Source organism: Tateyamaria sp. syn59 (assembly GCF_007995245.1).
GTDB lineage: Bacteria > Pseudomonadota > Alphaproteobacteria > Rhodobacterales > Rhodobacteraceae > Tateyamaria.
In genome coordinates, this window is record NZ_VCBA01000005.1 from 275,919 (window position 1) to 300,390 (window position 24,472).

Annotated in this window: 27 protein-coding genes; 11 read left to right on the top strand and 16 right to left on the bottom strand. The window is 61.3% G+C overall.

Annotated elements, in window-relative coordinates:
• Together FD715_RS22520 and FD715_RS11955 are read right to left on the bottom strand one after the other, a co-directional pair.
• Positions 1-326: hypothetical protein (locus tag FD715_RS22520; RefSeq protein WP_223274853.1), on the bottom strand; the 326-nt coding region annotated here is incomplete at its 3' end.
• A gap of 70 nt (positions 327-396) precedes the next feature.
• Positions 397-1,065: a uroporphyrinogen-III synthase gene (locus FD715_RS11955; RefSeq protein ID WP_147109867.1), complete on the bottom strand. Its 669-nt coding sequence runs from the start codon at positions 1,063-1,065 to the stop codon at positions 397-399.
• Positions 1,066-1,151: 86 nt separating this feature from the next.
• On the opposite strand from FD715_RS11955, the gene tsaD reads away from it, so the two are divergent.
• From tsaD to FD715_RS11980, 5 genes are all read left to right on the top strand, one after another.
• Positions 1,152-2,246 carry a tRNA (adenosine(37)-N6)-threonylcarbamoyltransferase complex transferase subunit TsaD gene (tsaD, locus tag FD715_RS11960; RefSeq protein ID WP_147109869.1) on the top strand — a complete coding sequence of 365 codons (1,095 nt, stop codon included), beginning with the start codon at positions 1,152-1,154 and terminating at the stop codon, positions 2,244-2,246.
• Complete coding sequence (locus FD715_RS11965; RefSeq protein WP_147109871.1) at positions 2,243-3,190, top strand: NAD(P)H-dependent glycerol-3-phosphate dehydrogenase; 948 nt, start codon at positions 2,243-2,245, stop codon at positions 3,188-3,190. Before tsaD ends, FD715_RS11965 begins: the two co-directional genes overlap by 4 nt.
• A 1-nt stretch (position 3,191) precedes the next feature.
• A complete protein-coding gene (locus tag FD715_RS11970; RefSeq protein ID WP_147109873.1) occupies positions 3,192-3,467 on the top strand; it encodes a YciI family protein in 276 nt (91 codons plus the stop codon).
• Positions 3,464-3,883, top strand: a complete 420-nt coding sequence (locus FD715_RS11975; protein WP_147109875.1) for an EVE domain-containing protein — start codon at positions 3,464-3,466, stop codon at positions 3,881-3,883. The genes FD715_RS11970 and FD715_RS11975 overlap by 4 nt, the downstream gene beginning before the upstream one ends.
• Before the next feature lie 65 nt (positions 3,884-3,948).
• Positions 3,949-4,347, top strand: coding sequence for a DUF1761 domain-containing protein (locus FD715_RS11980; RefSeq protein WP_147109877.1), 399 nt, complete (start codon positions 3,949-3,951; stop codon positions 4,345-4,347).
• Positions 4,348-4,574: 227 nt separating this feature from the next.
• On the opposite strand, the gene FD715_RS11985 is transcribed toward FD715_RS11980, so the two are convergent.
• From FD715_RS11985 to rpsT, 8 genes are all read right to left on the bottom strand, one after another.
• Positions 4,575-4,916 (bottom strand): DUF2853 family protein, encoded by a 342-nt coding sequence (locus FD715_RS11985; RefSeq protein ID WP_147109879.1) that lies wholly within the window; start codon positions 4,914-4,916, stop codon positions 4,575-4,577.
• A gap of 166 nt (positions 4,917-5,082) precedes the next feature.
• Positions 5,083-5,586, bottom strand: coding sequence for a PRC-barrel domain-containing protein (locus FD715_RS11990; protein ID WP_147109881.1), 504 nt, complete (start codon positions 5,584-5,586; stop codon positions 5,083-5,085).
• A gap of 75 nt (positions 5,587-5,661) precedes the next feature.
• Positions 5,662-6,351, bottom strand: coding sequence for a nitroreductase family protein (locus FD715_RS11995; RefSeq protein ID WP_147109883.1), 690 nt, complete (start codon positions 6,349-6,351; stop codon positions 5,662-5,664).
• A 63-nt stretch (positions 6,352-6,414) separates the two neighbouring features.
• A complete protein-coding gene (gene gyrB / locus FD715_RS12000; protein WP_147109885.1) occupies positions 6,415-8,832 on the bottom strand; it encodes a DNA topoisomerase (ATP-hydrolyzing) subunit B in 2,418 nt (805 codons plus the stop codon).
• Positions 8,833-8,931: 99 nt separating this feature from the next.
• Positions 8,932-10,035 carry a DNA replication/repair protein RecF gene (gene recF / locus FD715_RS12005; protein ID WP_147109887.1) on the bottom strand — a complete coding sequence of 368 codons (1,104 nt, stop codon included), beginning with the start codon at positions 10,033-10,035 and terminating at the stop codon, positions 8,932-8,934.
• A gap of 55 nt (positions 10,036-10,090) precedes the next feature.
• The gene (gene dnaN, locus FD715_RS12010; protein ID WP_147109889.1) at positions 10,091-11,209 is read right to left on the bottom strand and encodes a DNA polymerase III subunit beta; all 1,119 of its coding nucleotides are present in this window, start codon (positions 11,207-11,209) and stop codon (positions 10,091-10,093) included.
• Positions 11,210-11,379: 170 nt separating this feature from the next.
• Positions 11,380-12,735: a chromosomal replication initiator protein DnaA gene (dnaA, locus tag FD715_RS12015; protein ID WP_147109892.1), complete on the bottom strand. Its 1,356-nt coding sequence runs from the start codon at positions 12,733-12,735 to the stop codon at positions 11,380-11,382.
• Positions 12,736-13,231: 496 nt separating this feature from the next.
• Complete coding sequence (rpsT, locus tag FD715_RS12020) at positions 13,232-13,495, bottom strand: 30S ribosomal protein S20 (RefSeq protein ID WP_147109894.1); 264 nt, start codon at positions 13,493-13,495, stop codon at positions 13,232-13,234.
• A 151-nt stretch (positions 13,496-13,646) separates the two neighbouring features.
• Here rpsT and FD715_RS12025 point away from each other — a divergent pair, with 151 nt between their 5' ends.
• Positions 13,647-13,832: a hypothetical protein gene (locus tag FD715_RS12025; RefSeq protein ID WP_147109896.1), complete on the top strand. Its 186-nt coding sequence runs from the start codon at positions 13,647-13,649 to the stop codon at positions 13,830-13,832.
• Positions 13,833-13,835: 3 nt separating this feature from the next.
• Here FD715_RS12025 and FD715_RS12030 read toward each other — a convergent pair whose 3' ends face one another.
• Together FD715_RS12030 and mutM are read right to left on the bottom strand one after the other, a co-directional pair.
• Positions 13,836-14,612, bottom strand: coding sequence for an enoyl-CoA hydratase (locus FD715_RS12030; RefSeq protein WP_147109898.1), 777 nt, complete (start codon positions 14,610-14,612; stop codon positions 13,836-13,838).
• Positions 14,613-14,676: 64 nt separating this feature from the next.
• A complete protein-coding gene (gene mutM / locus FD715_RS12035; protein ID WP_147109900.1) occupies positions 14,677-15,528 on the bottom strand; it encodes a bifunctional DNA-formamidopyrimidine glycosylase/DNA-(apurinic or apyrimidinic site) lyase in 852 nt (283 codons plus the stop codon).
• Between the two features lie 93 nt (positions 15,529-15,621).
• Between mutM and ubiE the strand changes: the two genes are divergently transcribed.
• Positions 15,622-16,368, top strand: a complete 747-nt coding sequence (ubiE, locus tag FD715_RS12040; protein WP_147109902.1) for a bifunctional demethylmenaquinone methyltransferase/2-methoxy-6-polyprenyl-1,4-benzoquinol methylase UbiE — start codon at positions 15,622-15,624, stop codon at positions 16,366-16,368.
• A gap of 97 nt (positions 16,369-16,465) precedes the next feature.
• On the top strand, positions 16,466-17,998 hold the full coding sequence (gene ubiB, locus FD715_RS12045) for a 2-polyprenylphenol 6-hydroxylase (RefSeq protein ID WP_147109904.1): 1,533 nt from the start codon (positions 16,466-16,468) through the stop codon (positions 17,996-17,998).
• A gap of 62 nt (positions 17,999-18,060) precedes the next feature.
• Here ubiB and FD715_RS12050 read toward each other — a convergent pair whose 3' ends face one another.
• Positions 18,061-19,242 (bottom strand): acetyl-CoA C-acyltransferase family protein, encoded by a 1,182-nt coding sequence (locus FD715_RS12050; RefSeq protein ID WP_147109907.1) that lies wholly within the window; start codon positions 19,240-19,242, stop codon positions 18,061-18,063.
• Positions 19,243-19,339: 97 nt separating this feature from the next.
• Between FD715_RS12050 and FD715_RS12055 the strand changes: the two genes are divergently transcribed.
• The 3 genes from FD715_RS12055 to tdh all read left to right on the top strand — a co-directional run bounded on the left by FD715_RS12055 (position 19,340) and on the right by tdh (position 22,221).
• Positions 19,340-19,900 (top strand): helix-turn-helix domain-containing protein, encoded by a 561-nt coding sequence (locus FD715_RS12055; protein ID WP_147109909.1) that lies wholly within the window; start codon positions 19,340-19,342, stop codon positions 19,898-19,900.
• Positions 19,901-19,999: 99 nt separating this feature from the next.
• Entirely contained in the window at positions 20,000-21,184 is a 1,185-nt protein-coding gene (locus FD715_RS12060) for a glycine C-acetyltransferase (RefSeq protein WP_147109911.1), read from the top strand.
• Entirely contained in the window at positions 21,184-22,221 is a 1,038-nt protein-coding gene (gene tdh, locus FD715_RS12065) for an L-threonine 3-dehydrogenase (RefSeq protein WP_147109913.1), read from the top strand. Before FD715_RS12060 ends, tdh begins: the two co-directional genes overlap by 1 nt.
• A 25-nt stretch (positions 22,222-22,246) precedes the next feature.
• Here tdh and FD715_RS12070 read toward each other — a convergent pair whose 3' ends face one another.
• From FD715_RS12070 to FD715_RS12080, 3 genes are read right to left on the bottom strand one after another with little or no spacing between them, the layout of a single operon-like run.
• Complete coding sequence (locus tag FD715_RS12070; protein WP_147109914.1) at positions 22,247-22,975, bottom strand: metallophosphoesterase family protein; 729 nt, start codon at positions 22,973-22,975, stop codon at positions 22,247-22,249.
• Between the two features lie 52 nt (positions 22,976-23,027).
• Positions 23,028-23,654, bottom strand: a complete 627-nt coding sequence (locus tag FD715_RS12075; RefSeq protein WP_147109915.1) for a LysE family translocator — start codon at positions 23,652-23,654, stop codon at positions 23,028-23,030.
• Between the two features lie 59 nt (positions 23,655-23,713).
• A complete protein-coding gene (locus FD715_RS12080; protein WP_147109917.1) occupies positions 23,714-24,442 on the bottom strand; it encodes a Stf0 family sulfotransferase in 729 nt (242 codons plus the stop codon).
• Positions 24,443-24,472: the final 30 nt, after the last annotated feature.

Genomic DNA, 24,472 nt, shown 5'->3' on the forward strand with positions numbered 1-24,472 from the left:
GGCTCAGGCTCAGGCTCAGGCTCAGGCTCAGGCTCAGGCTCAGGCTCAGGCTCAGGCTCAGGCTCAGGCTCAGGCTCAGGCTCAGGCTCAGGCTCAGGCTCAGGCTGGATTACGGGTTCGTCCTGTGTATCCGTCGCGTCCGCGCCATCCTTGGCGGCTTCGGCATCAACTTCTTCCGCTTCCAGGTCGATGATCTCGGTTGCGGCAACCTCAGCGGACACCTCGGTGCTGGGTGTTTCGGTCTCAATCTTTGGCTCAGCAGCGTCGTTCGATCCTGCTGCCGTGTCTTTCTGGGGCCCCTTTTCCGGACTTTTGCGTTTGGCCAAGGAACTCCCCTTCCGATTCTTCCGTGCGGTTTTACACCGCCTCAAAGTCTACAGCGCGCCCACGCGCCCCTCAACCCGAACTGATGGCCTGCCGGATTGCGTCATACATCGCGGCAGCATCCGGGCGTTCAGCCAATCCACGCACACCAAGTGGAGACGCCGCCTCTGCCACCGCCGCGCTGAGTGCGATCACATGAGCGCATGTGGCGCGCGGGGCCTGTTTGGCAAACTCTACCGCAGTGCGGGCAGAGAAAAGTGGGACAATCGTCGCGTCACCTGGGATCAGCGTGGCCTGTGCTGCATCGTTAAGCGATTGCAGCACCTGATCGTAGACAATTGCCTCGGTTGCGGCGCGACCGGCGGCGCGCAATCGTTCAGCGATATCGCCACGGGTGTGACGGCCGCGCACATGAACAAGCGGCAGGTCAGACGCGTTTTTCGTCAGGTGCAGCACCAGGCTATCTGCATCCGGTCCCGCCATCTGTGCAGACCATCCGCGTGCGTTTGCCTGCGACGTCGTCCGCGCGCCGACGCAAAAGGCCGTGCGGCCAGCACCCTCCGGCCCGTATTGCACCGCGTTTGCCGATGAAAAGATGGCCGCCACGTCCGGCGCGAGCAACGGGGCCTGTGCCACTGGTTCGATCCGCAACAGCGGGCTGAACACAGGGATCACGCGCGCCGCGATATCGTCCGGCATCTCCTGGACAAAGCGCTGCGCCGCCGCCAGCGGGCGGGTCATCAACAAGGTGACCGGGAGATGAGGTGCATTGTTCGCCACGGCTTATGCTGTTACCCCGCACGCGCCTTTGGTGCAACGGATGGACCATGACGCAAGCCGTGACAGTTCTGGGGATCGAGAGCAGCTGTGATGATACCGCAGCGGCCGTGGTGCGTGGCGTGCCCGGTGCCATGACGGTCCTTTCGTCGGTCGTGTTCGGTCAATCCGAGTTGCACGCTGATTTCGGCGGCGTGGTGCCCGAGATTGCCGCCCGCGCCCATGCAGAGCGGTTGGATGTCAGTATTGTCCGCGCATTGGACGAAGCGGGCGTGTACCTGAGTGGCATTGACGCCATCGCCGCTACCTGCGGTCCGGGTTTGATCGGAGGTGTGGTCGCAGGTGTGATGACGGCCAAGGGGTTGGCCGCCGCGACGGGCAAGCCGATGTATGGGATCAACCACCTCGCCGGGCATGCTCTGACGCCGCGCCTGTCGGATGGCATTCGGTTTCCGTACTTGATGCTTTTGGTGTCGGGCGGTCATTGCCAGTTCCTCTTGGCGCGTGGGGCCGACGACTTTACCCGCCTTGGTGGCACCATCGACGACGCGCCGGGCGAGGCGTTTGACAAGGTTGCGCGGCTGATTGGTCTCGGCCAACCAGGTGGTCCTGTTGTCGAAGCCGCTGCGAAAGACGGCAGCGCTGCCCGCTTTGCCTTTCCCCGGCCGCTGGCGGGCAAACCGGGCTGCGACCTCAGCTTTTCGGGTCTGAAAACGGCTGTCTTGCGCGCGCGGGATGATATTGTTGCTGCGCAATCCGGTTTGACGGTTCAGGATCAGGCGGACCTTGCCGCGTCGTTCCAGGCGGCTGTTTCTGACAGTCTGGCGGGCAAGACCCGGCGTGCTTTGACGGCGTACCTCACCCTTGAACCTGCGCAACCAACGCTATGCGTTGCGGGCGGCGTGGCTGCGAACATGGCCATTCGGTCCAAGTTAGAGACTGTTTGCGCCGATGCAGGTGTTGCGTTCAATGCGCCGCCGCTGTCGCTTTGCACCGACAATGCCGCGATGATTGCAGCGGCGGCGATCGAACAGATGCCCGGCCGCGATCCTGATGGCATGGACCTGTCAGCGCGTCCACGTATGCCGCTTGATACCAAGAGCACCGCAATGCTCGGGTCTGGGAAAAAGGGGGCCAAGGCGTGAGCATTGGCATCATCGGGGCCGGGGCATTTGGCACGGCGCTGGCCGTCGCATTGGCGGAAAAGGGGCCCGTGACCCTGTGGGCACGCAACCGCGATCAGGCCGAGGCAATGGCGGACACGCGTCAGAATGCGCAGCGTTTGCCCGGTGTTGATCTGCCAGACAACATAGCGATTTCCTGCGAGTTAGAGACTGTTTTAGCCTGCAACACCTTGTTGTTCGCTGTGCCGACGCAACGGTTGCGTCAGTTCCTGACCGGTTTGGATTTGTCCGATCACACGGCGGTTGCCTGTTGCAAGGGGATCGAGGTGACAACAGGCGAAGGTCCGGCATCCATCCTTTCCGGCGCGCGCCACAGGGCGGTACTGACGGGGCCAAGCTTTGCTGACGACATCGCGCGCGGATTGCCCACCGCGCTCACGCTCGCCTGTACCGACAGGACGGTGGCTGAAGCGCTGCAAAGTCAGCTTTCCACAGCCAAACTGCGGCTTTATCGCACTGCGGATGTTGCCGGGGCCGAGCTTGGAGGCGCGTTGAAGAACGTGGTTGCCATCGGGTGCGGCGCGGTCATGGGTGCCGGTCTGGGTGACAGCGCCCGCGCCGCTCTGCTGACCCGCGGTTTCGCAGAAATGCAGCGGGTTGCCGTTGCGCTGGGTGCACAGCCCGAGACCTTGATGGGTTTGAGCGGTCTGGGCGATCTTACGCTGACCTGCACATCGGACAAGTCTCGGAACTATCGCCTGGGTCTTGCCCTTGGCGCGGGAAGAGAATTTGATGCGGCCATCACGGTCGAGGGGGCTGGAACGGCCCGTGCACTGCGCGGTGTGGCAGCTAAGTACGGTCTGGACCTGCCCATTTGCGCCACGGTCGCGGATCTGGTGGATGACAAAGTCGATGTACCCGGTGCGATGGCCCGTCTGATGGCCCGCCCGCTGAAGGAGGAATGAGATGCTGTTTGCCCTGATGGCGTATGACAAAGAGGGCGCGCTGGACGTCCGAATGGAGAACCGGCCCGCGCATCTGGAGTATCTAGACAGCACTGGCGTGGTGAAACAGGCGGGGCCGTTTCTGGATGTCGATGGGAACCCCTGCGGATCGCTGATTGTGTTGGACGTCGCAGGTATGGATGCGGCGCAAGCCTGGGCTGACAATGACCCTTATGCCAAGGCGGGCCTGTTCCGCGATGTGCAGATCAAGGCGTGGAAACAGGTGGTCGGGGCATGAGATACTGGCTGTTCAAATCCGAGCCGTCGACCTGGAGCTGGGATCAGCAGGTCGGCAAGGGCGACGCGGGCGAAGAATGGGACGGTGTGCGCAACTACCAGGCCCGCAATTTCATGCGCGAGATGAAGGTCGGGGATCGCGGGTTCTTTTACCACTCGCAGACGGAAAAGGCGGTTGTCGGTATCGTTGAGGTGATTGCCGAGGCGCATCCCGACAGCACCACCGATGACGAGCGGTGGGAGTGCGTGGATATCAAGGCGATTGGCCCTGTGCAGACGCCGGTCACGCTTGAGATGGTTAAAGCCGATCCGCGGTTGGAAGAAATGGCCCTGATCCGCAACTCGCGCCTGTCGGTGCAGCCCGTGACCGATGCCGAATGGGCTGTGGTGTGCGAGATGGCGGGCGTTGATCCCTAAACACTTTGGATTTGTCCCATCGTCTGGCAACCTGCTGGCACAAATAGCCAATAATGGAGGGACAGATGGGATTTTTGGCGGTTTTGGCGGCAGGTATCGCCGGGTTCATGTTCGGCGCGATCTGGTACACGGTTTTGGCCAAGCCATGGATGGCGGTGTCGGGTGTGCCACTGAACGAGGCAGGCGACGCGCCGGCCAATCAGTCCAATCCGGTGCCGTACATCACCAGCGTTGTCGGCGCGATCCTGGTTGCGGGCATGATGCGCCACGTCTTTGTCCTGAGCGGGATAGACACGTTGGGCGAAGGGCTGGTGTCCGGTTTCGGGATCGGGCTGTTCCTGGTCACGCCGTGGATCGCGACGTTTTACGCCTTTGGTGCACGGCCGTTTCGTCTGGCCATGATTGACGGCGGGTACGCCACATTCGGGTGCACCGTTATCGGCGCGGTGCTGGCATTGTTCTGAAAAAAGGGTTCTGACCCTTGCCGGTCAGAACCCTCTTGTCACCCCGGTGCACACTCCCATGAGCCACCGTACGTCAACTGAATATCGGGTCTGACCTTCTGGCCGAATGCTGTATTGGTAGCATACCAGCGCTGAAATCTCAATTTTATAGTCCGTCTCATTGGACCCAAAATGGAAACACCCGCTTAATGCGGGTGTCCGGTTCGTTAACGCTGCAGTTGCAGAAATCAGGCGTAGACGCCTTCCTTGCCGAAATGCTTGGTCAGCATGTAGTATACGACCGCGCGATACTTGTTGCGCTCGGATTTGCCATAGGTCTCGATGACCGACGCAATTGCCTCGTCCAGCTTGGGACCGTCTGCGAGGCCCAGCTTCTTGATCAGGAAGTTGTTTTTGACGGTTTCCAACTCACCCGGCTGGCTGGACGCGACGGTCGATGCGTCCGCGTCGTAAATGGATGGGCCGCAGCCAATCGTCACTTTCGTCAGCAAATCCATGTCCGGCGTCATGCCGCACTTGTTCTTCAGATCATCTGCATACTGCGCGATCAGATCGTCACGTTTGCCCATATTCTCTCTCCCACCGTTTGGACTTTGGCCGCCCTTCGCGACCTTGGACGGGAGCGTAGTGCAGCAAAGGTGCCAAAACAAAGGAAAAAGTTGACGCGTTTTCCCCTTAGGCGGAAAATCAAAAAGGGGGCCGCGGCCCCCTTCTCTTTCAACGCTGGCAAGCGACTTAGAATTGCGCTTCGACCGGTGTGTCGTCCGGCAGGCTCTCGACGCCGGTTTCGTCGAACTCGGGCAGCGCCTCAAGCTCGGTTTCGGTGTATTGCGAAAGCTTCAACTGCTCGTCAGCTGTCATTTCGAACTCATTCACGTCGATCGCGACAGTGTACTCACCCAGACCCAGGAAACCGCCGATACCGATGACAGCGGCCTGACCGTCCAAGGAATTCACGACATAGTCGATTTCCCCGATGACTTCGTCGTTAGCAGACACGACGTTCATGCCCAGAAGGTCGGCAACGGTCATTTCAGTCGTGGCGTCTGCCATGCCTGTATCGGTGACCGGCGCGGTGGGCGCTTCGGTGTCTGCCGTGATCGCTGTGTCCTCGGCTTTTTCGGTGTAGGTCGCGTTGGCGCTGTCTTCGACCTTGGCACCGTGGTTGTCCGCATAAGCGGAACCGGCAGCCAGAATTGCGGCCAGAGCGGCCGACATCTTCAATGATTTCAGTGTCATAAGGTCCTCCAATGGTTGCTTCGGAGAGGTAACGAAGCCAAGCCAAAGGGGTTCCCGGTTAAGTTCAAAAAAAACTTAGCGCACCGTCAGAATCTCATCCAGCGGCTTCTTCATCTTCGCCACTGCGGGGACTGTGGCGTTCTCTGCCGCATGGCCGACAGCGATGATCATGGTCGCCTTTTCGCTTTCGGGTCGGTCCAGAAGGTCGCCCAGAAACTTCATGGGGTTCGGTGTGTGGGTCAGCGTGACCAACCCTGCCGTATGCAGTGCGGTCAGCAACATGCCGGTGGCAATGCCCACACTTTCAGGCACGTAGTAGTTTTTGTACCGTGTGCCGTCATCAAACAGTCCGTAGCGTTGGGCAAAGACCACGATCAGCCACGGCGCATCCTCAAGGTGCGGCTTGTCGGCATTGGTGCCAATGGGCTCCAACGCCTTTATCCATTCGTCGCTGGCGCCGCCGTCGTAGAACTTGCGCTCTTCCTCTTCCGCCGCCTCGCGGATCTGGCGTTTGATGGCCGGATCGCTGATCGCAACGAAATGCCAGGGCTGGTGGTTGGCACCGGACGGGGCCGTACCGGCGGCGGCGACGCAGGCCTCGATCACCTCTCGCGCGACGGGGCGCGTGGAGTAATCGCGCACGGTATGCCGTTGGGCCATGAAGTCGCGGAAGTCTTCGACCCGCTTCAGCATCTCGGCGTCGCTCAACTTTTGCCGATCCGGTAGGGGCAGTTGGCGGTATTCGAGTTTTTCTTTGGAAAACATGAATGGCTCTCGATCACGTCTAACATGATGCGCAAAGGGCGGCGCTGCCGCCGGGCGTGGGACTCAGAAATCCAGGTTCTCAACACTCAGCGCGTTCTGCTGGATGAATTCGCGGCGCGGTTCCACCACGTCGCCCATCAGCTTGGTGAACAGGTCGTCGGCCTCCGCCATATCCTCGACCCGCACCTGCAACAGCGTGCGGGCATCGGGGTCCAGCGTGGTTTCCCACAGCTGATCCGGGTTCATCTCGCCCAGACCCTTGTAGCGTTGCAGTGACAGGCCGCGCTCGCCTTCCTCAAGGATCGCGTCCAGCAGGTCCATCGGACCCATGATCGCCTGCACCCGGTCCTTGCGGATCAGGGTGGCGGGGGTGCCATAGACGTCTTGCAATGACTGGGTGAACGACCCGGTCTTGCGCGCCTCGCCGGACCGCAGCATGGGGCCATCCAGCGTGCGCACCTCTTCCACGCCGCGCAGGATACGGGCCAGCCGCACACCCTTGTCCTGGGTGATCCGGCCTTGCCAGCCGCGCTCCCATTCCAACGCGATCAGGTTCAGACGCTCGGCCACCTTGTCGGCGACGCCTTGCAGATTGGAATCCACGGCACCGGGGACAAACGCCCCCGCGATAGCCGCCTGTTCCAGAATGTGGCGCGGGTAATGCGTGGGGAACGCCTGCAACACACGCTTCAGTTGGCGCGCTTCCTCGACAACGCGGACAAGGTCATTGCCCACGATTTCCTCACCATTGCCCTGCCGCAGCATCGCACCGTCGGTGCCTTGCTCGACCAGGTAGTCGTCGAGGGCTGTCTGGTCCTTCAGATACACCTCGGACTTGCCGCGCGACACTTTGTAGAGCGGCGGTTGCGCAATGTAGAGGTAGCCGCCTTCGATCAGCTCCGGCATCTGCCGGTAGAAGAAGGTCAGCAGCAACGTCCGGATGTGCGCGCCGTCCACGTCCGCGTCCGTCATGATGACGATCTTGTGGTAGCGCAGCTTCGAGATGTCGAATTCGTCCCGGCCAATACCGGTGCCTAGCGCCATGACGAGGTTGCCGATCTCCTGAGAGGACAGCATCCGGTCAAACCGCGCCCGCTCCACGTTCAGGATTTTACCGCGCAGTGGCAGCACGGCTTGCGTGCGCCGGTCCCGGCCCGTTTGCGCCGAACCACCAGCGGAGTCACCCTCGACAAGAAATACTTCGGTCTTCGACGGATCCTTCTCCGAACAATCCTTCAGCTTACCGGCAAGGTAGTTCACATCCATCGCCGTCTTGCGCCGCGTGAGTTCGCGCGCCTTCCGTGCCGCTTCACGGGCCAGCGCCGCTTCGATGATCTTACCCACGATGATCTTGGCCTCGTTCGGGTTCTCCTCGAACCACTCGGCCAGCTTTTCGTTCATCAACCCTTCGACCGCCGGGCGCACTTCCGAGGACACCAGCTTGTCCTTGGTCTGGGACGAGAATTTCGGGTCCGGCACCTTCACCGACAAGACACAGGTCAGCCCCTCGCGCGCGTCATCGCCAGTGAAGTTCACCTTCTCCTTCTTCGCGATACCGCTGGACTGGGCGTAGTTGTTGATCGTCCGCGTCAGCGCGCCGCGAAAGCCCGCCATATGCGTGCCGCCATCGCGCTGCGGGATGTTGTTGGTAAAGGGCAGCACGTTCTCGTGATAGCTGTCGTTCCACCACATCGCGACCTCGACCCCGATGTCGTCCTTTTCACCGCTGACAAAGATCGGCTCAGCCATGACCGAGGATTTGGACCGGTCGAGATACTTCACAAACTCCCGCACCCCGCCTTCGTAGTAAAGCTCGGACCGCAGATGCTCCACGGGCCGCTCGTCCACCAGAATGATCCGCACACCCGAGTTCAGGAAGGCCAGCTCGCGCAGCCGTTTTTCTAGCGTGTCGAAGGAGTATTCGAGGTTCGAGAAGGTGTCGGTCGAGGCCAGAAACCTAACCTCGGTCCCCGTATGCCCATCGGCGTCGCCTACGACTTCCAGATGCTTGACGGTATCACCCCGCTCAAACCGGGCGATATGCTCCTTGCCATCGCGCCAGATGCGCAACTCAAGCCAGTCGGACAGCGCATTCACCACCGACACACCCACGCCGTGCAGACCGCCCGACACCTTGTAGGAGTTCGAGTCGAACTTTCCGCCCGCGTGCAGTTGGGTCATGATGACCTCTGCCGCCGAAACGCCTTCTTCCTCGTGAATACCCACCGGAATCCCGCGCCCATTGTCGCTGACCGATACGCTGGAATCGGCGTGAATCGTGACGGTCACAGCGTCCGCATGACCGGCCAAGGCCTCGTCAATTCCGTTGTCGACAACCTCATACACCATGTGGTGCAGACCGCTGCCATCATCGGTGTCACCGATATACATCCCCGGACGCTTGCGTACAGCTTCCAAGCCCTTGAGAACCTTGATGGAATCCGCGCCGTATTCTTCGGGATTTTGCTCGTTATCTGCCATAATCGGGCCCTTTGAGTGGTTCCGCAAAATATACCGTTTTCCACAGGGAATGTCACGCAACTGACACAAGATTTTGTGTGTCGGGACAGGAGGATGAGGCTAGCGCCGCGCCACCGCGCTGACCCCGTCATCTTCCGTCACTTCGACGTATTGCGCACGGTCGCCCAGACTGTCGAACAGCGCCGTTTCAGTGCCCGTCATCCAGGCTTGCGCGCCAAGTCCGCATATCTCGTCATAGAGCGCCGCGCGCCGGTCCGCATCCAGATGGGCCGCCACCTCATCCAGCAACAAGAGCGGTGGCGCACCGAAATCCCGCGCCAAGGCCCGCGCATTGGCGAGGATCAAAGAGACGAGCAACGCCTTCTGTTCTCCGGTCGAACAATCCTTGGCTGGAACACCCTTGGCCGCATAGACGCCATACAAATCCGCCCGATGCGGCCCGATCAGGGTGCGACCGGCGGCAAGGTCACGCGCGCGCCCCTCTGCGAGAGCCGTTCGCACGTCCTCCGCACTGTCCGGCATACCCAACTCACCCGGTTGCAGCGTCAGGTCCGCGGCAGGAAAGGCGGTCTGTGCCCCCGCTTGCGCCTCTGCCAACTCCGCCAACGCTTGCAATCGATTGGAGTGAATGGCTGCCCCCGTCTCGGCCATACGCTGTTCAAGGGCAGCATACCAATGTGCATCCCGCACCATATCTTTGAGCAGCCGGTTGCGCTCGCGCATCGCCTTTTCATAGTCCAGTGACACCTGCGCATGGTCCGGAATGAAGGACAACGTCATGCGATCCAGAAACCGCCGCCGCCCCTCTGCCCCTTCGATCCATAGCCGGTCCATCGACGGGATCAGCCACAACACGCGTGCGATGCGGCCCAGAGCCGTCTGAGGCGCCGCCTTGCCGTCGATTTTCACTTGCCGGGGGGAACCACCCTCGGACCAGGTTTCAACCTCATGGACCTGTTGCAAAGACTGCAACACACCCGACAGTTTCCAACCCAACGTCTCGGGCCGCCGCGTCATGTCCTCCGCCGATGACCGGCGCAGCCCCCGTCCCGGAGAAAACAGGGATACGGCTTCCAGGATGTTTGTCTTGCCCGCGCCATTGGAACCGTAAATCGCAACGGGCCGCGGATCGAGGTCCAGACGCGCCACCTTGTGCGACCGGAAATGGGAAACCGTTAGGCATGAAAGCGAAAGGCCAGCCATGGTGCCGTTTTCTTTCAAAGAAAACGGACCGGAATTTGTGTCAAATTCCGCCCGCTCACACGCGCATCGGCATGACGACATAAACCGCAGATTGGTCCGTACCTTCGCGCATCAGGGTCGGATCGCCCGAGGAGTTGAACATGAAGACTGCATTCTCGCGATCCACCTGGCTTGCGATCTCAAGCAGATACTTCGCATTGAACCCAATCTCCAACCGTTCATCGCCATAGGCGACGGCCAGTTCTTCCTCTGCCGCACCGCTGTCAGGGGCGTTCACGGACAGGACCAGCCGATCCTCGTCCAGTTGCAACTTCACGGCGCGCGACCGTTCAGACGACACGGTGGCGACCCGATCCACCGCCTTTGCAAAGTCGCTCGCATCCACTTCCAGCTTGCGGGTATTGCCAACCGGAATGACGCGCGTGTAGTCGGGGAATGTCCCGTCGATCACCTTCGATGTCAGCGTGATGTCGGGTGTGGCAAAGCGTACCTTGGTTTCCGACACCGACACGGCGATCTTCATGTCGTCGTCGTCCAGCAGCTTGCGCAGCTCACCCACGGTCTTGCGGGGCACGATCACACCAGGCATGTCGCTTGCCCCTTCGGGCAGTTCACTGTCGATCCGCGCCAGACGGTGGCCGTCGGTCGCAACACAGCGCAGCGCCTTGCCATCATCGCCATCGGCGATGTGCATGTAGACGCCATTCAGATAGTACCGTGTCTCTTCCGTCGAGATCGCGAATTTCGACTTGTCGAACAGGCGGCGCAGCTTCGGCGCCTCGACCGAGAAATTCGAGGCATATTCGGACGACGCCATAACCGGAAAATCTTCCTTGGGCAGCGTCGCGAGCGAGAAGTTCGAGCGCCCCGCCTCAACCGTCAAACGGCCAGCTGCGGTGTCGGCGGTCAGGGTGACAAGCGCGCCATCGGGCAGCTTGCGCACAATCTCATGCAGGGTCGTGGCGGCGACGGTGGTGGACCCGGCCCGTTCCACCTGAGCGCGGGCCTTGTCCACTACCTCGATGTCAAGGTCGGTGGCGCGGAAGGTTACGTCGGACCCTTCGGCCTCGATCAGCACGTTGGCGAGGATCGGAATGGTGTTGCGACGCTCGACCACGGATTGGGCCTGGCTCACGGCCTTCAGCAGCACACCGCGTTCGACACTGATCTTCATGGTCCGTCTCCCCACCTCTGTCTCGGGACGGGCAGACTAGCCCAACCGCCGCACTTCACAAGCATTTTATTGCTTGTCGGGCGGGCAGGCACCGACGTCAAGACGAGGCGCTGCGGAAAACGAAAAAGGGCGCCCTGTGGACGCCCCTCTGTGATTCTTTTGCGGCAGGTTTACGCCTCGAGCGCGCGGCGCAGCAGTTCCAGATCCTCGGCGATCTGGCCGTCGGACTGTTTCAACTCTTCGATCCGCTTCACACCGTGCATGACAGTGGTGTGGTCACGACCGCCAAAGCGGCGCCCAATCTCGGGCAGGCTCCGGGATGTCATGTGCTTGGCCAGATACATGGCGACTTGACGCGGGCGGGCATAGGCGCGCAGGCGCTTTGGGCCGATCATGTCGCTCAAGCGGATGTTATAGTGCTCGGACACCTTCCGCTGGATCTCTTCGACGGTGATCTTGCGTTCGGATGCGCGCAACACGTCGGCAAGACAATCCTGGGTCAGGTCCATGTCGATCTTGCGACCAACGAGCGACGCGAACGCGAACAGACGGGTCAAAGCACCCTCAAGCACACGAACATTGGTCGAAATGCGGTGGGCGAGGAATTCCAGCACACCATCCTCGACACGCAGGTCGGGATAGGTTTCGACCTGCTGTTCGACCTTGGATTGCAAGATGCCCAAACGCAATTCGTAGTCGGTCGGGTGCAGGTCCACGACCAGACCGCATTGCAGCCGCGACTTCACGCGCTCTTCCAGGTCCTTGATCTCGCCCGGCGCGCGGTCGGCGCTGATGATGATCTGCTTGTTCTGATCCACCAGCGCGTTGAAGGTGTGAAAAAACTCTTCCTGCGTGCTGTCTTTGCCTGCGATGAACTGGACGTCATCCACCATCAGCACGTCGACAGAGCGGAACATTTCCTTGAAATCCATCATCTTGCGATCACGCAGCGCCTGGACAAAGCGGTACATGAACTGCTCGGCCGACAGATACAGAACGTTCAGGTCGGGGCGGCGGGTCTGCAACTCCCATGCAATGGCGTGCATGAGGTGCGTCTTACCCAAGCCTACGCCACCGTACAGAAACAGCGGGTTGAAGGTGACGGGACCACCCTCGGCCACGCGCTTGGCGGCGGCATGGGCCAGTTCGTTCGGCTTGCCGACGACGAAGCTGTCAAAGGTGAATCGCTTGTCCAGCGGGGCTGCCGTCAACGCGGATTGGGCCGACTTGCCGGCGGTTGGCAGCGCCTTCGGGGCATCCACGGCAGACGGGCGCGCACCGGAATTTGCAGCCACGGCAAAGCTGAGGCGGCAGATGCTGTCATCCTCGGACTTCAGCTCGTGCAGGATCAGGTCAGAGAAATTCTGGCTCACGTAGTTGCCCATGAAATTCGTGGGCACATCAAAGGTGGCTATCCCGTCTTGCAATCCCCGAAACTTCAAGGGCTCGATCCATGTTGTGTAATTGTTTTGGCCTACTGTCTTGAGCAGCCGTTGTCTCAGCTGTCCCCATTTTTCTTGTGTCATGCGCGTCCAACCGTCCCTTCTACCATTTCAACACCGGCGATCTACGGCTCGCCAGTCCAGCCCGTACCGTGTCTCAGGGTGACCAAAACCAGTCCACTGCCTACGGCGTGGTTTTGATCCGTTCGGATATCTACAGATGTGGCGCGCGCCGATCCTGATGTTGTCAGGTTTTCAGCACGTGCCGTCCGCACACCAAATTATATGACAGGTCAGGCAGGCGTCGAAACGCATGCTCCAATTCGGATCAGACTACACAAGCCATCCCCTATCCAACCACCACGCGCATATCCTGCAAACGCTGTGGTTGGCCTGTCCCCCCAAGGCGATTCCCAACCGCAAAATAGAGGTAGCAAGTTCGTGAGCGGGCCGTCCAGACAAAGTAAAACTTGACTCATGAATCCGCCGAAAAGAATCTGCGCATGCCTTGTTTTCATAGGAAAAACAAAAAAAGCGCCGCAAAATTGCGACGCTTTCGGTGTTGCAGAGAGAGCGCGGTTTAACCCAGCGCTTTGACCCGTGCCGACAGGCGAGACATTTTCCGCGATGCAGTATTCTTGTGGTAGACGCCCTTGGTCACACCGCGCATCAGCTCGGGCTGTGCGGCTTTCAGTGCGGCCGATGCTGCGTCCTTGTCACCGGAGGCAATCGCCTCTTCGACTTTGCGCAGATAGGTGCGGATGCGCGAGCGACGCGCCTTGTTCACTTGGAAGCGTTTTTCGTTTTGACGGGCCCGCTTCTTGGCCTGAGGCGAATTTGCCATGTTATCTCGTCCCAATCTATTGGTGCGGTAGTTTCAGAAGCCGTGCAGTTAGGCGGTTTGCAGATCAGAGTCAACGGCCCCGCAACCAATCCTGCACAGTCCGACCGGGATGTGATATACTGCCCGCATTCAGCTGCCACCGGAGGACGACATGACTCAACCTATGGCCACTGTTCGGCACGCCCGCGCGCTCTACCGCGCGCATGGCGACAAGGCCGAAGCCCACGCCGCCCAGCACGCCCGCGCCGCCGCCGAAGCAGGCAACCGCACCGAGGCCGAAGATTGGCAACGCATTCGCGCCACGATTCGCCAATTGCGCGGCGCCAACCAGACCTGAGCGCTACTTATCCCGGAACTGCGCCTCGCGCTTTTCAAGGAAAGCAGCCATGCCTTCCTTCTGATCTTCGGTCGCGAACAGCGAATGGAATACGCGGCGTTCGAACAACAGGCCCTCGCGCAGTGGCGTCTCGAACGACCGGTTCACCGCCTCTTTGACCGCCATGACAGAGATCATCGACTTTTCTGCGATCTTCTCGGCGGCGCTCATCGCTTCGTCCATCAGCTTCTTGGCGGGCACCACGCGGCTCACCAGCCCGCACCGCTCCGCCTCTTGGGCGTCCATGAACCGGCCCGTCAGGTTCATATCCATCGCCTTGGCCTTGCCCACCGCACGGGTCAGGCGCTGTGTGCCGCCGATCCCGGCCATGACGCCCAGGTTGATCTCGGGCTGGCCGAATTTCGCGGTGTCTGACGCAATGATAAAGTCACACATCATTGCCAACTCGCAGCCCCCGCCCAGCGCATAACCGGACACAGCCGCAATCACCGGCTTGCGCACCCGCACAATGGCATCGGTCTCGGGACCAAACAGATCCTCTGAAAACACCTCTGTAAACGACTTGTCCTTCATCATCGCGATGTCGGCCCCGGCGGCGAACGCCTTTTCCGACCCGGTGATGACAATGCAGCGCACCTTGTCATTGGCCTGTGCCGCACCCATCGCGTCGGACAGTTCGGTCAGTAATTGATCGTTCAGGGCATTCAGCGCATCCGGCCGGTTTAGAGTGACCTTTGCAATATGGTCTTCCACGTCGACGATGATCGTCTCATAGGCCATGGGTTCGCTTTCATCAGTTGCGGTTCAAGGGGTCAGGGTTAACACCTGCGCGCCCCGTTTCAAGTCAAGATTGGCACGACCTGCAGTAGAAAGACGACCGCCCCGACTGCACGATCCGTGCCACGGTTTGCGAACACCCGGGCGTGCGACAAGGTTCCCCCTTGCGCCCGTACACATCGAACCGATGCTGAAAATATCCAAGTTCTCCATCGGCTTGGCGGAAATCGCGCAGGGACGAGCCGCCCGCCTCAATGGCCTCGGCCAGCACATCGCGGATGATCGGCACCAGCGCTGCCACCCGTGCTTTCGAAATCCGCCCGGCTTTGCGCATGGGCGAGATGCCCGCCCGAAAAAGCGCCTCGCAAACGTAAATATTGCCCAGTCCCGCGACGATTCTCTGATCCAGCAGCGCGGATTTGACGGGCGTGTTCTTGCCCTTGAAAGCGGCGATCAGATGATCCTCGTTGAATGCATTGCCCAGCGGCTCGGGTCCAAGCACGGCGAGCAGCTTATGTTGCTCCGCCGTTGCTGTGTCCATCAAATCCATCGCCCCAAAGCGCCGCGGATCGTTGAAGGTAATGCGCGCCCCATTGTCCATGTGCAGCACCACATGGTCATGTTTCTCGGGCGCGGGATGTTCATGCACAAACACCCCCAGCGGGTCGCCAGAAACCAGCATCCGCCCCGACATCCCGAGATGGATCAGCAGCGTCTCGCCCGAGGCCAGATCGGCCAAAATATACTTCGACCGCCGCCGCAGCCCCAAAACCTGCTGCCCGCTCAACCGCTCTGCCATCCCAGCCGGAAACGGCCACCGCAAATCCGGCCGGTTCACATCCGCCTGGGCAATCACAGCCCCTTCCATGGTGGGGGCAAGGCCGCGACGGACCGTCTCAACTTCGGGCAGTTCGGGCATGGAACGCGGACTCCTGCGGCGAAAGGGCCCCGTTGTGTATGCCCGCAGGCGGCCTATAACAAGGCCTGACAAAAGAGAAAGACGCCCCCGCCTATGACCGAAGACAAAACCACGCATTTCGGCTTCGAAACCGTGCCCGAGGACGAAAAGGCCGGTCGCGTGCAGGGTGTGTTTGGCTCGGTCGCCTCAAAGTACGACATCATGAACGACGTGATGAGCGTCGGTATCCACCGCATCTGGAAAGAGGCGATGATGGATTGGCTGGCCCCACGTGCGGGTCAAAAGCTGCTCGACGTGGCGGGCGGCACTGGTGACATCTCGTTCAAGTTCCTCAAACGCGCGGGCCACGGCCACGCTACCGTTCTGGACCTCACCGAACCCATGCTGGTCGAGGGGCGCAAACGGGCCGAGGCAGACAAGATGTCTGACAGCCTCGACTGGGTGGTCGGCGACGCGATGGCCCTGCCTTTCGACAACAATACGTTCGACGTCTACACGATCAGCTTTGGCATCCGGAACGTGACGCGGCCCCAAGAGGCGCTGAACGAAGCCTACCGCGTCCTGAAACCCGGCGGCCGCCTGATGGTGCTGGAGTTCAGCCAGTTGCCAAATGACGGCATGCAAAAGCTATATGACCTCTACAGTTTCAACGTGATCCCGCGCATGGGCCAGATCATCGCGAATGACCGCGACAGCTATCAGTACCTGGTCGAATCCATTCGCAAGTTCCCGGATCAGGAGACATTCCTGTCCATGGTCCGCGCCGCGGGGTTCGAGAATGCCAAGTACCGGAACCTGTCCATGGGCATCGCCTGCCTGCATTCCGGGTGGAAAATCTGATGATTTTTCAATATATTGTGGTTAAGAAAGCGTTAAGCGCAAGTGTCCCCGCGGGGAAACTCCAAAATCGCGCTTCTGTCCCCGCGGGGACAACCTGGTGAAAGGTCCCCACAACATCATCCGCCTGATCCGCACGGGCGCAACGCTGGAACGCGCAGGCGCGATGAACGTGGTCCTGGACGCATTCGAAGCGCCCCCCGCCCTGCGCATCGTCGCCAAGGCGCTCGCCAAACCCTTCCGCTGGCTCGGCTACAAGGGCGATCCAAACATGCCGCCCGCCATCCGCGCGATCACGGCGCTCGGTCCCGCCTACATCAAGTTCGGCCAGATCCTGTCGACCCGTCCCGACGTGGTCGGCGACGAACTCGCCGTTCAACTGCGCGTGCTGCAGGACCAACTCCCCCCCTTCCCCGCCACGGACGCCAAGGCAGAGGTTGAGCGGGAACTGGGTGTGCCCACCGACACCCTCTTCTCCGAATTCAGCGAACCCGTCGCTGCTGCGTCCATCGCGCAGGTGCACAAGGCGAAGCTGGCCGATGACGACAAGTATGTGGCTGTCAAAGTCCTCCGCCCCGGCATCGAAAAGGCGTTCCAGAAGGACATCGACGCCTTCTATTTCGCCGCCTCTATCGTCGAACTCTTCGCGCCCGGCGCGCGGCGCCTCAAACCTGTCGACGTGATCGCCCATTTCGACGGCGTCGTGCAGGGCGAACTGGACCTGCGCCTCGAATCCTCCGCCGCCGGTGAGTTCGCCGCCAACACGGAAAAGGACGAAGGGTTCCACCTGCCCAAAGTCCGCTGGGAATACTCGGGCCGCCGCGTGATGACCCTTGAATGGGCCGATGGCGTGCCGATGGGCGACAACGCCGCAATCGACGCCGCAGGCCACGACCGCGTCCAGCTGGGCGAACGGGTGCTCAAACTCTTCCTCATGCACGCCCTGCGCGATGGCTATTTCCACGCCGACATGCACCAGGGCAACCTCAAGGTCGCGGCCAACGGGGACATCATCGCCTATGATTTCGGGATCATGGGGCATATCGACGAGTACACCCGCCGCGTCTATGCCGAGATCCTGTTTGGCTTCATCCGCAAGGATTACAAGCGCGTGGCCGAGGTGCACTTCGAAGCGGGCTATGTCCCGGCGCACAAGGATGTCGATGAATTCGCCCGCGCCCTGCGGTCCGTGGGCGAGCCGATCTTCGGAATGGACGCATCCAAGATCTCCATGGGCCGCCTGCTCGCCTACCTCTTCGAAGTGACCGAGCGTTTCGGCATGGAAACCCGCACCGAACTGATCCTGCTGCAACGCACAATGGTGGTGGTCGAGGGCGTCGCGCGCTCGCTCAGCCCCAACATCAACATCTGGCAGGTCGCCTCGCCCGTGGTATCGGACTACATCCAGAAGTCCATCGGCCCCCGTGCCGTGGTCAGCGACCTCTACAAAACGGCCCGCGTCCTGACCCGCTTCGGCCCCCGCCTGCCGCGCCTTGTCGAACAGGCGCTGATCGCGCAATCCAACCCGCAACCGCCCAAACGCAATGGCTTCTGGCGTTGGATCACGCTGGCCGCCATCGCAGGCCTTCTGGCCGGGGGCGGCCTCACGCTCCTCATCGAAGCATTGGCCTAAGCCTCTTCCCTGTTTCAAAAAAATCCCGGGGTCTGGGGCAGAGCCCCAGTCCGACGCTGACCTCAAGCGATGCGTTCAATCGCCAAGGCGATCCCCTGACCACCACCGATACACATGGTGATCAGCGCCTTTGATCCCCCAATCCGCTCAAGTTCATACAGCGCTTTCACAGTAATGATCGCGCCAGTCGCCCCAACCGGGTGCCCCAGCGCAATTGCACCACCGTTTGGGTTCACGCGGGCATGGTCCAGGCCCAGATCATTCGACACAGCAAGGGCCTGCGCGGCAAATGCTTCGTTCGATTCGATCACGTCGAAGTCGCCTGCAGACAACCCTGTCCGGTCGAGCAGGTTGCGCACCGCAGGGATCGGGCCGATGCCCATGACCTCAGGCCGGACGCCTGCATGCGCATAGCCCAACACGCGCGCTTTCGGTTTCAGCCCCGCCTTCTCAGCGGCATCGGCGGTCGCCAGAACAACAGCCGCGGCGCCATCATTAATGCCCGACGCATTGCCTGCGGTGACGGAGCCATCTTTCTGGAACACAGCGCGAAGACCACCTAACGCCTCTAAACTCGTCGCCTTCGGGTGCTCATCAACCTCAAAGGCGACAGTGTCACGCTTCACCTTGACCTCGACCGGGGTGATCTGGCTGGCAAAGCGCCCATCCGCAATCGCGGCCGCCGCGCGTTCCTGACTTTGCAGTGCAAAGGCATCCTGCGCCTCGCGGGTGATCTGATGCTCGGCGGCAACATTCTCGGCCGTCACACCCATATGCCCGGTGCCAAAGGGGCAGTTCAGCGCGCCCAGCATCATGTCGAGCGTTTTGACGTCGCCCATTTTGGCGCCCCAGCGCTGGCTGGGAATGATAAAGGGCGAGCGGGACATGTTCTCGGCCCCACCGGCGAGGCCAAACTCGGAATCGCCCAGCATCAGAGACTGAATCACGCTCACAATTGCCTGTACGCCGGACCCACACAGCCGGTTCACGTTCATCGCCGGCGTCGTATCGGGCACACCCGCCTGCATCGACGCCACGCGAGACAGATACATGTCGCGCGGCTCGGTGTTGATGACGTGGCCAAAGGCGACATGGCCGATCTGCCCGCCCTCGACACCTGACCGCTCAAGTGCCGCCTTGGCCGCGACGGTGCCCAAGTCGATGGGCGTGGTGCCTGCGAGCGATCCGCCGAAGGTGCCGATGGCGGTGCGTGCGCCGTCCAGAATGACGATATCTTGGGTCATGGTGATCCTCCCTTTTGTCATTTGATATGACCCTGCGCCCGGCACATGTCAGCCCCCGGACTTGACTTTGACGTGGCGGCATTGGCATCACTCCGTCATGACGGAGAATACAGACGCTATATTGTCCCTTCTGCCCACACGGCTAAAGGATGCGCGGCGGGCGCAGGGCCTAAGCCTAGATGCGGTGGCAAAACTGTCGGGCGTGTCCCGGTCGATGGTCAGTCAGATCGAGCGGGGAGAGTCTTCGCCCACCATCGCGACGCTCTGGAACCTGACGCGGGCCTTGCAGGTGGATTTTGCGGGGCTCTTGGACGAGGGCACGGCAGAGCGGATCGAGGTGCTGCGCGCGGGCGATGTGCCCAGCATTGAGAACCGTGGTGCGGGTTGCACCATCCGTATCCTCAGCCCGCCAGAGGAGGCAGGGCAGCACGAGGTGTATGAGCTGCGCTTTGCCGGGGGCGGCGTGCTGGACAGTCAGCCCCATGCCCGTGGCGCGCGCGAACATCTGACCGTGATCGAAGGTAAGCTGAAGGTGACGAGCGGCGGCGCTTCCGAGAAGGTGGGGCAGGGCGATACGGCCCGCTATGCAGCTGACGTGCCGCACCGGATCGAAGCGGACCGGCCCGCGCGCGCCTTTCTGGTGGTGCAGAACGCCTGAGCGTAAATCCGCTGTAACGGATTTTTGTCCGTAATTATGAAATCCGCTCTACCGGAATCGTATCCGGGATGTTAGATGTTCTCGCAAAGGAGCACATCTATGACCCAAGCCTTTCTGACTCATGTGACCGACACTCTGGCCCAGATCGAAGCGGACGGGATGTTCAAACGCGAGCGCGAGATCACCTCGCCCCAAGGCGGGCGCATCGACGTTGGCGGACGCGAGGTTCTGAACCTGTGCGCCAACAATTATCTTGGGCTTGCCGACCATCCCGACCTGATTGCGGCGGCGAAAAATGCTATGGATGACAAGGGGTTCGGCATGGCCTCCGTCCGGTTCATCTGCGGTACGCAGGACTTGCATCGCGAGCTGGAACAGCAGCTGGCGCGGTTTCTGGGCAAGGACGATGCGATCCTGTTTGCTGCCTGTTTCGATGCCAATGGCGGGCTGTTCGAGCCGCTTTTGGGGCCGGAGGACGCGATCATTTCCGATGCGCTGAACCATGCGTCGATCATTGATGGCATTCGTCTGTGTAAGGCGAAACGCTATCGCTATGCCAACAGCGATATGGACAGCCTGGAAAAGCAATTGCGCGCGGCCAAGGCGGATGGTGCGCGCCATATCATGATTGCGACAGATGGCGTGTTTTCGATGGACGGATATCTGGCGAAGTTGCCGGAAATCACTGAACTTGCCCGGAATTTTGGCGCGCTGGTGATGGTGGACGATTGCCATGCCACCGGGTTCATGGGGCTGAAGGGTGAGGGGACACCGGCGCATTTCGGTGTGGATGTCGATGTGTTGACCGGAACCTTGGGCAAGGCGCTGGGCGGGTCGATTGGAGGCTATATCGCGGGGCCACAGCCGGTGATTGATCTGCTGCGCCAGCGGGCGCGGCCGTACCTGTTTTCGAATTCGTTGCCGCCGGCGATTGTGGCCGCGGCGATTGAGGCGATCCGGTTGGTTGAGGAGGGTGACGCGCTGCGGGCGCGGTTGTTCGACAATGCGGCGTACTGGCGTAAGAGCCTGGAAACGCTGGGTTTTGAGCTCCTGCCCGGTGAGCATCCGATCATCCCCGTCATGCTGGGCGAAGCGCAATTGGCGCAGGATATGGCGGCGCGGTTGTTTGATGAGGGGGTTTATGTCTCGGGCTTTTTCTTCCCAGTTGTGCCGCGTGGGCAGGCGCGGATCAGGACGCAGATGAATGCGGCGCTGACGCAGGATGATCTGGATCGAGGGCTACAAGCCTTTGAAACTGCTGGCAAAGCGGTGGGGGTGATTTGATGCGTAACACCATGATGGCTTTGGAAAAGACGCATCCGCAGGAAGGGTTGTGGCGGGTCGAGGCGCCGGTGCCGGAGATTGGGCCCGATGACGTGTTGATCCGGGTGAAGAAGACCGGGATTTGCGGGACTGATATTCATATCTGGAATTGGGATGAATGGGCCTCTGCCACCGTGCCGACGCCGCTGATCACGGGGCATGAGTTTGCCGGGGAGATCGTGGATTTAGGTCTTAACGTCAATGACTTGACGCTCGGGCAGCGATGCTCGGGCGAGGGACATCTGATCGGGAAAACCTCGCGCCAGAGTAGGGCGGGGAAGTTTCATCTGGACCCGGCGACGCGGGGGATCGGGGTGAATGAGCAGGGGGCGTTTGCCGAGTATCTGCGTCTGCCCGCGTTCAACGTGGTGCCGTTGCCGGATGGGATTTCGGACGATGTGGGGGCCATTCTGGATCCGCTTGGGAATGCGGTGCATACGGCGCTGTCCTTTGATCTGATCGGGGAGGATGTGCTGGTCACCGGTGCCGGACCTATCGGGATCATGGCGGCGGCTGTGGCGCGCCATGTGGGCGCGCGGCATGTGGTGATCACGGATGTGAACCCGGACCGGTTGGCGCTGGCTGAGCGTGTTGCCGACGTGGTGACGGTGAATGTGGCGGAGCGGGAACTGTCTGAGATCATTGAAGAATTGAGGATGACCCAGGGCTTTGATGTGGGTCTGGAAATGTCCGGCAATCAGCAAGCGCTCGATCAGATGGTTGAGGCGATGACGATGGGTGGGTGCATTGCGATGCTGGGGATTCCGCCGGGCAAGAGCCCCGTGGATTGGAGCCGGATCGTGTTCAAGGCGATCACGATCAAAGGGGTCTATGGGCGCGAGATTTTCGAGACCTGGTACAAGATGATCGCGATGCTGGAGAATGGGCTCGATGTGTCAAAGGTGATCACGCACCGGTTCCGGGCGGAGGAGTTCGAGGCTGGGTTTGCGGCGATGAAGGCGGGGTCTTCCGGCAAGGTTGTGCTGGACTGGACCTGAGATGTTAGCCCGGCTGAAGCCCAGCCTACGTGGTAAGAGGCTGGCGCCCTGAGGAGGTCAGAGTCCACGCGGCGTCACCTTCGAACACCGCGGCGGTGAGCGGCCTGCCGTAGCCTGCGCCGGTGTCGAGGTTGATGCGGTTGCCGTAATGCGTCGGCACCTCGACCGGGGTGTGGCCATGGACGATCAGCTTGGGGTGCGTTGCGTTGGAGTTGTGGAACTCTTGCCGGATCCAGAGCATGTCTTCTTCTGTCTGGTCCCTGATCGGGACGCCGGGACGAATGCCCGCGTGGACGAACATGATGCCGCTGGTGACGTGCATCAGGCGGAGGTCTTGCAAGAAGGTAAGATGAGATGTTGGCACGGCGGCGCGGGCGTCGGCCTGCACCTCCTTTTCCCGGCGGTGGCCGCTTGCGTCCACGCCGTAGGAGGCGAGTGTCGTGGCGCCGCCGAGCCGGTCGTGCAGCCAATAGAGTTCGACCATCAGGTGGGGATCGTGCCGAAGCGGGTCGGCCATGAACCATTCGAACATGCGGTCGTGGTTGCCCTTGAGAAATGTCCAGTTGCGGCCTGCGTCACGTCCGGCGATCAGGGTATCGAGGACGGCGCGGCTGTCGGGGCCACGGTCGGTATAGTCGCCGAGAAAGACAATCTGCGCGCCGGGGCCGCCGTCTGTTTCGATCAGGGATAACACGCGGTTCAGCTCGGCCATTTGGCCGTGGATGTCGCCGATGGCGTAGATGGGGTCTGTCATGGGGGGTCTTTCGGGCGGGGCGGAGGGTGCCTTTGCCTTACTGCGTTCGGGTCTATCGGTCGAGGGCGACGGTCACGCCGAGACCGACAAGGATCGAGCCGCCGAGTGCCTTGGCCCGAGCTGTGGCCCGGCCCGAACGTGCGAGCAGACGTGACATGCGGGAGGCCAGCGCCACGCAGACGAGGTCGGCGCTGGAGAACATGATGTTGACCATGGTGCCGAGGATCAGGAGTTGCGCCCAGATCGGGAGTGCTGCGCCCGGGTCGGAGAATTGCGGCAGGAAGGCCACGAAGAAAAGCGCTGTCTTTGGGTTCAGTATTTCGACCGTCATGCTTTGCCGGAAGGCGCGTGCCGGGTCGCGGCTGCCTTGAGGTGTGGCATTTACGCGGGCGTTGCGTGTGCGGATCATCTGGATCCCCAGCCAGATGAGGTAGGCGGCGCCGATCAGTTTCAGCGCGAGGTAGAGGGGCGGTACAAGTTCAAAGAGGATGGCGAGGCCGAAGGCGGCGGCCAGCACGTGCACGTAGCCGCCGATATGGATGCCGAGCGCGGCCATAAGCCCGGCGCGCGTGCCACGGGCGAGCGTTTGCGCTGTTGCGTAGAGCATCGCGGGGCCGGGGATGTAGGCGAAGATCGCGGTGGCGATGAGAAAAGCGAGGAGGGTGTCGAAGCCGGGCATTGGTTTACCGTACCGTCATTGGCGTGCGGTGCAAGGCGGATGACACCCGTGCCGTACTGTCATTTCGTGTCGGCTTTGAACCGGGCGATCCAGTCCGCGTTGATGTCGTCGGCGAGTTTGGCGACGGCGGGGGCTGACAATGTGACAGGCGGCAGGTCGAGGTGGTTTAGCACGCGCGCCAGTGTTGCATGTGGGTCGGCTGCGAGCCTGTCGTAATCCAGGCGGAAGGGCGTGATGCCCTCGCGTGTGAACCACGTTTCCCATTCGGTATCGTAGGTTTTGGCCGTCGCAAGTTCAGTTGCGATGGCGTCTTGGTCATATGTTGGCGTTTGCGGTGGGGCGGTGCGTTCCAGTTCCGACCCGTCGGCGTTGCGGTGCCAGAGGCCGCTTTGGCTGGCGCGCACCAGTGACACGGCTTGGGCCAGTTTGTCGGTGCGGTGCAGGTAGAGGTAGCGGGTGGGGCCGAATTGGGCGGTGACGGCTTGAGCGTCGGTTTGCGCTGCGGGGTGCATGTCGCGCAGTTGTTCAAAGAAGAAGGGTGCGCTTTGACGTTGCAGGCGCAGGCCGAAGATGTCGGTGTTTGCCCGCCCTTGCCGTGCGGCTTCTGCGAAGATGTCAGCGCGGGGTGTGTTTGGGTCGAGGTCCAAACCGCTGCGCCAGTCGGCGAGGGATGGGCGGTGGAAGTAGGATTTGGGATGTCCCGCGCCGCTGTCGCGCAGGAGCCCGCAGAGGAGTGTGCTGCCGCTGCGTGGGCTGGTGCACAGGATATAGGCTGCGGGGCGTGGCATGGGCGTCCTCGGTCTCGGGTCGCCCATGCG